Source organism: Bacillus sp. 1735sda2, assembly GCF_024159245.1.
Classification (GTDB): Bacteria; Bacillota; Bacilli; order Bacillales; family Bacillaceae; genus Bacillus; species Bacillus pumilus_O.
This window is the reverse complement of the sequence record NZ_JAMYWZ010000001.1, coordinates 2,506,439-2,519,870: the sequence shown is the minus strand read 5'-3', so window position 1 is coordinate 2,519,870 and position 13,432 is coordinate 2,506,439. Positions and strand designations below refer to the sequence as shown.

The 13,432-nt window shown below is 39.7% G+C and carries 7 protein-coding genes and 1 pseudogene; 4 read left to right on the top strand and 4 right to left on the bottom strand.

What is annotated here, in order from left to right; genetic code table 11:
- The first annotated feature begins 100 nt into the window (after positions 1–100).
- Positions 101–931, top strand: a complete 831-nt coding sequence (locus NKR21_RS13085; protein WP_012010687.1) for a manganese catalase — start codon at positions 101–103, stop codon at positions 929–931.
- A gap of 36 nt (positions 932–967) precedes the next feature.
- On the opposite strand, the gene NKR21_RS13080 is transcribed toward NKR21_RS13085, so the two are convergent.
- The 4 genes from NKR21_RS13080 to NKR21_RS13065 are packed head-to-tail and all read right to left on the bottom strand — an operon-like array spanning position 968 to position 4,010.
- On the bottom strand, positions 968–1,681 hold the full coding sequence (locus NKR21_RS13080; protein ID WP_088000476.1) for an amino acid ABC transporter permease: 714 nt from the start codon (positions 1,679–1,681) through the stop codon (positions 968–970).
- A gap of 12 nt (positions 1,682–1,693) precedes the next feature.
- Entirely contained in the window at positions 1,694–2,392 is a 699-nt protein-coding gene (locus NKR21_RS13075; protein ID WP_144455806.1) for an amino acid ABC transporter permease, read from the bottom strand.
- Positions 2,389–3,249, bottom strand: coding sequence for an amino acid ABC transporter substrate-binding protein (locus NKR21_RS13070; RefSeq protein ID WP_144455808.1), 861 nt, complete (start codon positions 3,247–3,249; stop codon positions 2,389–2,391). The genes NKR21_RS13075 and NKR21_RS13070 overlap by 4 nt, the downstream gene beginning before the upstream one ends.
- Positions 3,246–4,010 (bottom strand): amino acid ABC transporter ATP-binding protein, encoded by a 765-nt coding sequence (locus NKR21_RS13065; protein WP_176372629.1) that lies wholly within the window; start codon positions 4,008–4,010, stop codon positions 3,246–3,248. Before NKR21_RS13065 ends, NKR21_RS13070 begins: the two co-directional genes overlap by 4 nt.
- Before the next feature lie 144 nt (positions 4,011–4,154).
- Between NKR21_RS13065 and NKR21_RS13060 the strand changes: the two genes are divergently transcribed.
- From NKR21_RS13060 to NKR21_RS13050, 3 genes and pseudogenes are all read left to right on the top strand, one after another.
- Entirely contained in the window at positions 4,155–5,318 is a 1,164-nt protein-coding gene (locus tag NKR21_RS13060; protein ID WP_144455810.1) for an acyl-CoA dehydrogenase family protein, read from the top strand.
- 103 nt (positions 5,319–5,421) lie between these two features.
- Entirely contained in the window at positions 5,422–6,231 is an 810-nt protein-coding gene (gene blaBPU, locus NKR21_RS13055) for a BPU family class D beta-lactamase (RefSeq protein ID WP_391509402.1), read from the top strand.
- A 168-nt stretch (positions 6,232–6,399) separates the two neighbouring features.
- A pseudogene (locus NKR21_RS13050) lies at positions 6,400–13,403 on the top strand (DNRLRE domain-containing protein).
- Positions 13,404–13,432 lie beyond the last annotated feature (29 nt).

Sequence of the window (13,432 nt, the reverse complement as noted above, 5' to 3'; positions counted from 1 at the left end):
CATTCCCTTTTTTTATGCACATGACAGCTCCTTTTCATAAAAAAGCCTGCGATTGAATAGTGATAATTGAAAAGATGTTTTTGATAAGGGAGATGACATCATGTTTTATCACATCAAAGAATTGCAATATGAAGCAAAGCCCTCAAAGCCTGATCCACTTTACGCGAAGAAGCTACAAGAAGTATTAGGCGGACAGTATGGAGAAATTAGTGTCATGATGCAATATTTATTTCAAGGCTTTAATTGTCGAGCAGATCAAAAATACAGAGATTTATTGTTTGACATAGGGACAGAGGAAATTGGTCATGTGGAAATGCTGGCGACGATGATCGCACGTTTACTAGATAAAGCACCAGTTAAAGAACAAGAACAGGCGTACGAAAGTGATCCAGCACTTGCAGCTGTTATGGGCGGTATGAACCCTCAGCATGCAATTGTTGCCGGTTTAGGAGCCATGGCAGCGGATAGTCAAGGATATCCGTGGAATGCCAAGTATATCATTGCAAGCGGAAATTTAATGGCTGATTTTAGAGCCAATTTAAATGCAGAATCACAAGGGAGACTTCAGGTCACAAGGCTCTACGAAATGACCGATGATCGAGGCGTTAAGGATATGCTCTCTTTCCTTATTGCTCGTGATACATATCATCAAAATATGTGGATTGCGGCGATTAAAGAATTAGAAGAACGAGAGGGGGATGTCGTCGTACCAACCACCTTCCCGCGCTCACTAGAAAAACAGCAAGTGTCCTATGATCTGTTTAATTTCTCAAGAGGGGAAGCAAGTAAGGAAGGCAGATGGGCACATGGCCGAAGCATGGATGGAAAAGGGGAGTTTAGATATATTTCTGCACCCGTCGTGTTTGGTTCTGCACCAAAACTAAAACCCGCACCAAAGGAACTGTTTAACACACCGAAAAAAGGCGAATAAAAAAAGTCGATCAGGATTTGAGCCTGATCGGCTTTTTTAACGTCCGAGAGATCTTCCATATACGCTGACACGTTTTTCTAACAAGGCAAAAGCGAGTTCAAAGAAAATGCTCAGCAGCCAATAGATCAAAGCAGAAACGAGATACGTTTCTAAAAATTGATAGCCGTCGTTCGCAATGATCCGGGAAATCCCCATGATTTCAAGTACTCCAATCGTAAACGAAAGAGAGGTGGCTTTTAATAGCTGAATGAGCTGATTGCCTAAGTTCGGCAAGGCGACCACAAATGCCTGCGGCAAAATAATGCGCATCATCGCTTGTCGTGTTGTCATTCCCACAATTTTTGCTGCTTCAAGCTGTCCTTTGTCTACCGCAAGAAGTGCACTCCGAACAACCTCTGTTAAATGGGCAGCTGAATGAAGGCTGAATGTCATAAGAGCAACAGCTAATGGGGAGACCATATCTGGATGAAAGGTCAGCCCGAATGTATCGCTCACTTTGGTTAGGACAAAAGGAAGTCCATAAAAGAAAGCGAACAACTGAACAATCAGAGGCGTTCCTCTAAAAAAGGAGACATAGAGCGTCACAAGCTGCCTGAGTACAGGAATGCGAAAGAGACGAATGAAAGCAAAAACAGATCCAATTATTAGGCTCACAGCCATGGAAACGAGTGCAATCAATAAGGTGAAAGGAACGCCTTTTAAAATATGAGGTACTTGGTCAATCGCAAATTGAATATCAATCGTTTGCATCAAATCGCCTCCTTAACGTGACAGGCTGGTGCGGCCTTTGACAAATTTCCTTTCAAGCAGCATGGTGATCAGTTCAATACTCATGCAAATAAGCCAATACACAATCGCAATGATTACATACACCTCAAACATACCGAGTCCGTAGTTATTTCCTAAAATGATCTTTACCTGTCCCATCATATCAATGAGTCCGATTGTAAAGGCAATCGCTGTGTCTTTCACGAGATCAATGGTGTAATTTCCGAGGTTCGGCAGTGCAATGAGAAAGGCCTGCGGGATAATGATCCTGATCAATGCCTGAGTATCTGTCATCCCAACAATGTAGGCGGCCTCCAGCTGATCCTTCCCGACAGATGAATACGCACTGCGAAAGACTTCAGATAAATAAGCGCCCGTATGTAAAGAAAATGTCATCATCACAAATAACATACGATCCCAATGATTGATTTGAATCCCTGCTACAAGTAAAAGCTGAGGCAGGCCAAAGTAAATCAAGAAAAGCTGAACAATTAAAGGCGTACTCCGTGTAAAAGATAAATAAACAATCGCCAGTTGCTTTAACACTGGGATTTGTTTAATACGGATACATGCAAATAGCAAGCCGATGATGATAGCAAAAAACAATGACACGATCATAATGAGAAAAGTGAGTGGCAGGCGTTCAAGCACCTGTAAAAAGATGCCTAGCCAATCTCCAGCTGTAAACGTCATGACGCTTCCTTCCTTTCTTCATTTTGATCGTCTTGCTCTGTAATGTCATCAATATCTTGAAAGAAATCAACCCCAAACCACTTTTTCGCTAGCTTAGGAAGTGTTCCATCATCAATCATCTCTTGTGTGATCCGGTCCAAATCTTCTGCAAGTTGCTTCTCGCTTGGCTGTAAGACAAGATAGATAGGCTCCTTTGACACAATGCCGCCAACTTTGACCTTTAAGTTCAAATGCTTTTGAATGGTATCAAAGGTGGAAATGTTCATAAATGCTGCATCGGACCGTCCGCTTTCAACACGCTTTAAGTTGAGTTCATTTGAAGGACTCTCAATAGTCGTCAGCGAAATATCTGGGTCATGTTCTTGATTATATTGATTTAAAAATGAACGCAAGCCCCCGCTAGGGCTGACAGGAGCCAGCTTTTTAGATGTCATATCATCAAGCGATCGAATCTCCTTGTCTGATTCATTCACAATTAAACCTGTCATCGAATAACCGTACGGGACTTTAGGGTAAAGGAAACGCTTTTCACGTTCAGGGTTACTAAAAAACCAATTAGCCGCCATGTCAAACTTCCCTGCGCCTACACCAATTAAATTCGATTCTTCCTCGCCAAAAATGTAATCAAAATGTACATGAGGGAGCCTCTTTTCCACTTCATTTAAATAATCAATGTTATAGCCAATCGGTTCATTTCGGTCATTTGTGGCTAAAAAGGGTGGATTGACCTCTGCACTCAGTGCGACTTTTACAATTTTTCTACCATCTTCTGTCGTGGTTTTCACACTGCTGCAGCCCATCAGAAAAAGAAATAACAGAAGGACACCGGACATCATGAATGCTGTCTTTTGCTTCATTTGTCTTTCTCCGATTCTTGCCACATGCCGCGATGAATTCTTGATAAAAATTGTTTCGTTCGTTCATGCTGTGGCTTCAATAGGACGTCTTCTGGTGAACCTTTTTCAACGATTTCGCCATCTGCCATAAAGATCACCGTATCCGCCACGTCCTTTGCAAAAGAAATTTCATGCGTCACAATGACCATTGTCATCCCTTGGCTCGCAATACCTTTGATCATTTCAAGAATTTCTCCTACCATCTCTGGGTCTAGAGCCGACGTAGGTTCATCAAACAAGAGAACTGAAGGGTTCATCGCAAGTGCGCGGGCTATGCCAATTCGCTGCTGCTGACCGCCAGATAATTCACTCGGAAACGCATCTTTTTTATGAAGCAGGCCAATCCGCGTTAAAAATTGCTCTCCGACCTTTTCAGCTTCTTTTTTAGACATGTTTTGAGACACGATCAATCCTTCTGTAATATTTTCAAGTGCTCGTTTATTCTGAAACAAGTGATAATGCTGAAACACCATGGAAGATTGCTGCCTGAGTTTCAGCAGATCTTTTTTATGATATCGTTCAAATTGAATCGTGGCTTCACCAACTGTCAGCTCTCCTTTGTCTGGAATATCGAGGCTGTTTAAACTGCGAAGAAGTGTGGTTTTTCCTGATCCGCTCGGTCCAATAATGGCAACCACTTCACCTTCTTGTACGGTGAAATCAATGCCTTTTAACACATGGGTCTGCCCATAAGATTTATGTAGATTAGTAGCTGAAATCATAAAAGCATCACGTTCCTTTGACATATGTACTTAATATTGATAAAATTTAACACATTAAATCCTATAAGTAAAGTGTGTTTTATTTATTCCGATTGGAAAAATTAGATATGATAGATTGTGAGAAACAGAGGAGTTGGATACGTTTTGTCTAAAGCATTATTTGTCGATACCGATTTTCAAAAAACATGGCTTCATCAACTAGAATCTCTTCGTGAAACGATCGAACAAACGGCAAAAGAACATGATGAAGGCGCTTATTTTCCTGAAAAAAATATTGAATCATTAATAGAGATGGGCTATACAACATTGTCTCTTCCTGCTGAATACGGAGGAGGCGCTCAATCTGTGAAGGATATGGTTCTGTTTCAAGAGACACTCGGCAGTATGGACGGAGCGACTGCCTTATCAATCGGCTGGCACCAAGGAGTTGTAGGCGAGATCTACGAAAAGAAACAATGGAATGAGCAGCAGCTGCAATTCTTTGCGGAAGAAGTGAAGAAGGGCACCCTTGTCAATCGTGCCGTGAGCGAGGCGCAGACAGGTAGTCCAACAAGAGGCGGGAAGCCTGGGACAACAGCTACTAGATCAGGTAATGAGTGGATCATCAATGGACGTAAAATTTTCACAACGATGTCACCAGCGCTTACATACTTTTTAGTCGGCGTATGGATTGAAGAAAAAGAGGCTATGGGCTTCTTCTTAATTCATCGTGAGACAGAAGGTGTTTCAATAGAAGAAACGTGGAATGTTGTGGGCATGAGAGGAACTGAAAGTCATGATTTAATTTTAGATCAGGTGAAGGTTTCAGATGATATGCTTGTTGAGGTGCAAAAAGGGCCACGCGGTGGTACGCTAAATCCTTGGATTGCACATATTCCGTCCTGCTATTTAGGGATTGCACAAGCAGCAAGGGATTATGCTGTTCAATATGCCATCACCCACTCACCGAACAGCATCAACGGCACAATTAGTGACCTGCCAAATGTCCAAACACTGATTGGTGAAATCGACTTACTATTAAAGCAAGCACGCCACGTCATCTACTCAACGACCACATTGTATGAAAAGCCAGAAAAAAGAGAGCTGTTAATCAATGAATTTGGTGCTGTGAAGCATACTGTCGTTAATCATAGCTTGCAAGTTGTCGATAAAGCTATGCGTTTAGTCGGTGCGAAAAGCTTAAGCCTAGACTGTCCACTGCAGCGCTATTATCGAGATATTCGTGCCGGGCTCCATAACCCGCCAATGGACGATATGACGATATCAAAAATGGCGAAACAGGCCATTCAAGAGAAAAAAGAGAGCTAATATAGCAAAAAGCCGGATATAAACCGGCTTTTTTTATTTGAAAGAAAAGAGGACATGTGTACCTTATGTCCCATCGCTTCAGCATGCTACAATCATGGAAATCATGAGAAAAGGAGCGATTGTTTTGAAGAAAAAGTATATAAAAAGGCTGTTTTCTTGCATCATGCTGATGGCATTTTGTATCAGCCAGCCATCATCAACTGAAGCAAGATCAATAGCGTGGTCTGTAGATGAATTCTTTAAAAATCGGGAAGGCACGTTTGTGATTCAAGAAATAAAAGAAAAGTCCCCATGGGTGTATAACAAAAAAAGAGCGAAAGAGCGCTTTGCACCTCAATCGACATTTAAGGTAGCAAATGCCTTAATCGGACTCCAAACAGGCGCAGTGAGAGATGAATACGACATCAAATATTGGGATGGCGTAAAAAGAGAGATTGACAATTGGAATAGAGATCATACATTAGGATCTGGCATGAGAGATTCAGTCGTCTGGTACTATCAAGCCATGGCACGTGACATTGGAGAAGAACGCATGAATCATTGGGTGAAAGCTATTCATTATGGGAACAAAGACATATCTGGTGGAATCGATCAATTTTGGTTAAGCAGCACGTTGCAAATTTCTCCAATCGAACAAGTTCGTTTCCTCAAACAGCTATATGAAGAGACTCTTCCATTTGACTTAAAGAACATGAGAACAGTCAAACGAATGATTGTACAAGAAGAAGAGAAACACGCCACCCTATACGGAAAAACAGGCTCGGGATCAGGCATCGGCTGGTACGTAGGTTTTATCAAACATGAACACAAAACCTACATCTTCGCCACAAATATCAAAGGCACCGGCATAGAAGCAAAAGACATCACCTATCGCATTTTGAAAAAATATCATTTGATGGAAGCATCCGTTTAGGGTGCTTTTTTATGTGTGAAAAAGGGGATATATAGATAAGTTGATGATATATGGATTAGTTTGAAAGGATGATATATTTATAGAAATATATTGAAGTATCATTTCAAATGTATTATTATATATGGCGTAATGTTACAAATGTTACAAATATATGATAAGGAGATTAATATGAACCTAAAAAGAAAAGTAAAATGGAAAAGGAATATCGCGGCACTACTAGCCTTTGTGATGCTTTTATCAATGTTACCTTCTGATATTTTTGCAGAAGAACATGACAAAAATACAAAATCAAGTCATAACAGCTTAGAAGAGTTTGATGATTCAAAAGCCCTGGAAATGGCAGGAATTGACGAAGATGAAATTGGAAAAGACGGAGAAGTTCTTTCAGAAAGAACAGAAAACAGCAAACTTTTTTATGAGGGAGAGGGTGTATTTACACAAGAGGTATATCCTGACCCAATTCATATAAAAGAGACCCCAAATGCTGAGTGGGAGGACATCTCTCCTGAATTAAAGACTTCCTCGAAAAAAGAAATAGAAACAGAAAATGCAAAGTTAGAATCAACTTTTCAAAAACAAATGCAGCATGGATTATATGCGACATTTGAACACAAGAAGCATCAAATTGAATTTTCAATTTTAAAAGCTTCAGGGAAAAACAAATCAGAAATCAATTCCAAAGATACCTCTGCACAATTTAAAGAGAACACCAACGAGCTTACATATGAAGAGGTATTTCCAAATATAGATTTACGATCATTTACCTTTAATGAAAACATCAAGGAAGATATTGTACTCAATCAATATGATGGCTACAATTCATTTACATTTAAAATAAAGACAGATCTAACTGGGGAAATTGAGGAAGACGGTTCTATTACATTTTACGATCAGAAAAAACGGACCATTTTTCAAGTCCCAAAACCGTTTATGACGGATTCTAATTTAGATGAAAAGTCAGGTGAAGTGGCTCGCTCAGAAGATGTGAGCTTTAAATTAGAAAAAGAAGACGATGGCTATTTACTTCGTGTGACAGCAGATGAAAAATGGCTTAAAGATCCTGAACGAGTTTATCCTGTGTCTATTGATCCTTCGACTTCTTTATCTGTATCAGCAGACACATTTATCATGAGTAAGTACCCAACAACAAATTATTCATCCTCTACTCAAAAATGGGACGCTAAACTTAAAAGTTATGTACTCAAAACAGGTTATTACGATAAAACAACTGGTACAAACTATGCGTTCATGAAGTTTAACTCATTCAAACCGATTCAAAATATGAATGTAACGAAAGCGACGCTCAAAACATATGTTGCTCATTCATATTACGGGACGAAGGCAACTGGTCTTTGGCTGGATACAGTGAATGCCAACTATGATCATACAAAACTAACGTGGAACAATAAACCAAGCTCTAAAAACATCGGCAAAGCCAATGTATATAAAAGACAATGGGCGAGCTATGATGTGACATCAACCATCAAAGCTTGGAATAGCGGAACAGCTAACTATGGTTTTAAATTACATGCAAATGGAAATGGGCAAGACCATTGGAAAAAAATAATCTCATCAACAAACTCTACCAATAAACCAGTCATTGAAGTAACGTATACCATTCCACAAGCAAATGCACCAACTGTAAAAGGTTTTAGTAATGGAAATGGTACAGGCTACTTCAATTTAAGTTGGAAAAAGGTAGCTGGTGCAAAAGGCTACAAAGTGTGGTTATACAACGGAAAAGAGTATGAAGCCATTTCAGTTGGAAATGTGGCATCATGGAGTACAAAAGGAAAGAATATATGGCCAACAGCAAGCGAGATTGCTGCTAAAAAATATAAACTTCATTTAGACGGAAAAGGTGGAACTGAATTAGCAGTTGATCCTTCCCCAGTTTACAAAAACTCAGGTGGCAATTATGCGACAAGTAAAAATTATTGGGTAGCTGTAAGTGCGATTTTTGACCAAGGTGAGGGCGCAATGTCAGCAAAAGTAAAACCTGTCGTGCCGAATGTGGCTAGAGCGAAGGCACCTAGTACAAAAGGATTCAATAATAATAATGCAACAGGTTACTTTGATCTTTCTTGGAATTCAGTTTCCGGTGCGACCGGTTATAAAATACAAATGTTTAATGGGAAAAGCTATGAGACATTGGATCTCGGGAATCAAACATCATGGTCAACAAAAGGGAAAAAAGTATGGCCGACAGCTGCTGAGATCAAAGCAGGTAAATATGCATTACACCTCCAAGATGGGAAAGGGGCAGAGCTTCCAATTCATCCTGGTGCGACTTACAAAAATGCTGGAGGAAATGCGGCTCAAAACATTATTCCTTCAGAGTGATTGCCTATAATAAAGATGGAGAAGCCATTGCTTCACCGCCAGCTGGACCAACTTTACCTGATTTATCTAGACCGAAAGCTTTATCTGGATATGCTTATACCAATACAAAAGAGAGCCAAACAGGTTATTTCAATTTACATTGGGACAAAGTGAAAAATGCAAAAGGATATAAAATTAACATCTATAATGGTAAGGCATATCAATCATTTGATGTTGGTGATGTCGATCATTGGACAACACAAAACAAGAATATTTGGCCAACTCCTGCTGAAATTAAAAGTGGGAAATATGTGCTTCATACAGATGGAAAGGGCGGAGAATTAGCGCTAGACCCATCACCAGTATATGAAAATGCAAATGGAAATTATAAAGGACGCAAGAACTACTCCTTTACCCTTTCCGCCTACGATGCAAATGGAGAAACCATTCCGACACCAGCCTTTAACCCGACATTCCATGAAGGGGCCGAATTCCTTGGAACAGAGGATTACTGGTCGATTATTGATATACCAGACGGCCAGCTTAATGGTGCAACTGGGAATGTGATTGTCAGTGAAGAAGAAATGTCGATTGATGGAAGAGGACCAGGACTTGGAATGGGTCGAACGTACAATAGTTTAGATGCAGCGGACCACCTGTTTGGTCAAGGGTGGTACGCAGATGTAGAAACGAGTATCACGCCAACAAAAGAAGGTGTCATCTATCTTGATGAAGATGCCACAACTCATGTTTTTACAAAAAAAGCAGATGGTACGTATCAACCACCAACAGGTATTTTCCTTGAATTAACGGAATCAAAAGATGAATACATGTTAAAAACGAAGGATCAAACCTTTGCGCACTTTAGTAAAAACGGTGGGAAGATTACCAAGGTTGTAGATGGACATAAAAATACAACGACATACAAATATAACGAAAACAATCAGCTCACTTCAATGGAAGATGCATCTGGCCGAAAAATAATAATGGATTATGATGAAGATGGTCATATCATTTCGGTTCAAGGACCAAAAGGGAAAAAGCTTTCATATGAGTATGATGCAGGTTTACTAACGAAAGTCATAGATTCAGATGGAACAAGTATCTCATATGAATACGATAAAGAAGGCAGATTGATTAAACAATTCTCTCAAAACAGTACAAAAGATCAGCCTGTTTTTACAGAATATCAATATGAAAATCATCGTTTAGTCAAGGCAATCAATGCAAAAAAAGAAACCTTTGAGTATGCATATGATTTATCTAAAAAGACACTCATGCTAACGCAGCCAAACGGGCGAAAAATACAGTATACGTATAACGAAGCAGCCAATCCAATTCAAGTTGTAGATGATGCGGAAGGGCTTAAGATCACCACTAAAACCAAATATGAAGGCAACCAAATCGTAGAAGAAACTGACCCAAATGATGTAGAGAAAGGAAAAGCTACAGAAAGCTATTCGTATGACAAAAATGGCAACGTCATTCAGGCGAAAGATGCTTACGGGACAGAAACCTACGAGTATAACAAAAATAATGATGTCACTAAAGTGAAAGATACAGAAGGAGATATTACAGATATCGCCTACGATGGATTAGATGCTGTATCTGAAACGGATCAAAGTGGAAATATGTCTTCAGCAAGTATTTATGACTCGTACGGGAATTTGGTACAAACGAGTAAAGAGCTTGCTGCAGGTGCGAGTATATTAAAAAATGGCAGTTTTGAAGATACGCTAACTGGCTGGAAGCTTACAACATCTAAGGATGACGGGAAATTAGCGCAAACAGCTGGAAAAAGTGGTCCGTTATCTGGCGGCAGAGTATTAGAGATCAGTTCACAGTCGACAACTGAAGGGACAGAACTTGGCTATTCTTCTGCTACTCAAGAAGTGACACTAGAGCCAAATACGACGTATACACTGAGTGGAAAAATCAAGACAGAGCTAACGAAAGCAAGAGCATTTTTTAACATTGATTTAAGAGATACAAACAACAAACGAATTCAATGGATCAGTAACGGTTACAGTACATTATCAGGCAAAAACGATTGGACAAAACGCCAAGTCACGTTTACGACGCCATCTCATGCAGGCAAAGCTGTGATCTATATGGAAGTGGATCATCGTGATAAGGCTGGAAAAGGAAAAGCCTGGTTCGATGAGATTCAGCTAGAAAAAGGCGAAGTTTCATCAAGTTATAATCCAGTCAAAAATAATTCCTTTACGGATAAAACAACAAGCTGGAGCGGAACAGGTGGTTCATTAGATAATGAAGAAGGCTTTAACGATGACGTTTCGTTAAAAATGACCAGAACCACTTCATCTCAAGCGAATGTCATCTATAAACAATCTGTACCAATTGAACAAAGTGCAAATGATCAATCTGTGTATGTCACCTTGACTGGGATGTCTAAGGCTGAAAATGTCAAAGCCTCAAATGAAAATGATTATTCACTTCAAGCGTCCGTTACGTATACAGATGGCACAACAGGAACGTTTAATGCGAAATTCCCAACCGGTACACAGGAGTGGAACCGAGCGGCGGTTGTCATACCAAAAACAAAACCATTGAAAAAAGTCGACGTTCAGATTGTTTTCCAAAAAAGTGCGACTGGAACGGTTTGGTTTGATGATATCCGTCTAGTAGAAGGAAGTCTTTTAACGAAAACCACATACGACGAAAAAGGGAACTATGCAGTTAAAGAAGAGGATGAGCTTGGTTACTCATCTCAATCTACCTACGATGAAACAGGCAAAAAACTTTCTGACACAGATGCGAAAGGCGAAAAAACAACATTCGAATATGACCAAGCCGATCAGCTGAAGAAAATCACTTTATCTAACGGAACATCCATTGTGAGAGCCTACGATAAAGAGGGCAATGAACAGTCGAAAACCATTCGTGCAGAGTCAGATCAGACGTATCAGTTTGAATACGACCTGATGGGCAAATTGACAAAAACCATTGATCCATTAGGAAATGTGTTGAAAAGTGAATATGATGCGAATAGCAACTTAATCAAAACCATTTCTGCAAATGGACATGAAGTGTCTCTCACGTATGATGGAACAGACCGAGTGAAATCCAAGTCATACAATGGGACAGAAAAATATAACTTTAACTATGATAAAAACGGAAACGAAACAACGGTTGTTAACAAAGAACAAAACACAACCAAAAACAGAACGTTCGACCAACAAAACCGCATCACAAAGTTAACAGATCGTGGCAGCAGCCAAACTTGGACGTATCCAGCCAATTCAGATAAACTAAAATCCTTTGAGTGGACACATGGAAATCAAAAAGGAACGAACCAATTCAGTTACAATAAGCTTGATCAAATGACGCAGATGAAGGATTCGAGTTCTACGTATTCGTTTGATTATGATGAAAATGGAAATGTTCAGTCCTTTATTACAGGTAACGGCAGTGGTGCTAGCTTTGCTTATGATGAGCGCAATTTAATCAACGATTTGCACATTGGAACAAGCCAAGGGGCAACGATCTTAAACGAAGCTTACGAATATGATCAAAGTGGAAACAGAATAACGATTGAAAAAGGCACCAACGGGAAGATTCGTTATGAATATGGAAAATTAGATCAATTGATCAAAGAAACTCATCCAGATGGCACGGTCATTGAGTACACATATGATGGGTTTGGAAACAGAAAAACAGTTGCGACTGAAAAAAATGGCACTAAAAAAACAATCAACGCATCATTCAACATCATGAACCAACTGACAAAGGTAAATGATGAGACTTTAACTTATGACAAAAATGGCAACCGAACGTCTGACGGACAATTCCTTTATGAATGGGATGCAGAAGATAACATAACGGCCATCAAGAAAAAAGGCGAAGACAAGCTATTTGTCACTTACAAATATGATGAGCGTGGATACAGAATTCAAAAAACAGTGAATGGAAAAGTCACCAATTACTTTTATGACGGCGACAGCCTGAATGTTTTATACGAAACAGATGGAGACAACGAAGTCACAAAAGCATACACATACGGTGAGAGTGGACAACTCCTTGCATTCACACAAAATGGAAACAAATATTTCTATCACTACAATGCACACGGTGATGTCATAGCCATCACAAATAATGCAGGAAAAATCGTTGCTGAGTACGAATACGATACATGGGGCGTTCCAACTAAAGTAAAAGAAGATGAAGAAGTAAAAGGAAACCCATATCGCTATGCTGGTTACCGCTTCGACGAAGAAACAGGAATGTACTATTTAATCGCACGCTACTATGAACCGAGAACCGGCGTATTCCTATCACTAGATCCAGACCCAGGAAGCGATGGAGATGCGCTAGATCAAAACGGATATACCTATGGCAACAACAACCCAGTCATGAATGTAGACCCAGACGGCCATTGGGTATGGTTTGTTGTCAATGCAGGATTTGCGGTATATGATGGATACAAAGCACATAAATCAGGGAAAGATTGGAAAGGTGTAGCAGCTGCAACCGTATCAGGATTTTTGGGTGGTGGAAAATTAAAGGGAGCGAAAAGGGCTTATAATTTTGCGAAACCTTCTAAAAAAGCTAATACTAACTGGCGACATATAAAACAAGAGCATGGTCCAAAATCTAAAGCTAAAATGCCTAATAAAAGACCTAAAAGTAAATTCAAAAGTTCAAAAACTTTAAAAAGAACTACGAGGGCGACTGCTAGAACAAAACCAGCATACACTCAAGCAGATGGGAGAACAGTTCATTTTAAGGTGTTTAAAAAACCAGTAGGAAGAAATACAAAAGGTAAATTGACTAGAAAGGTAAAGGTAGTAAAATCAGGAGACTATGTTGTGACAAGTTATCCGTATTGATCTTTAAATCTTACTATTAAAAATAGAAA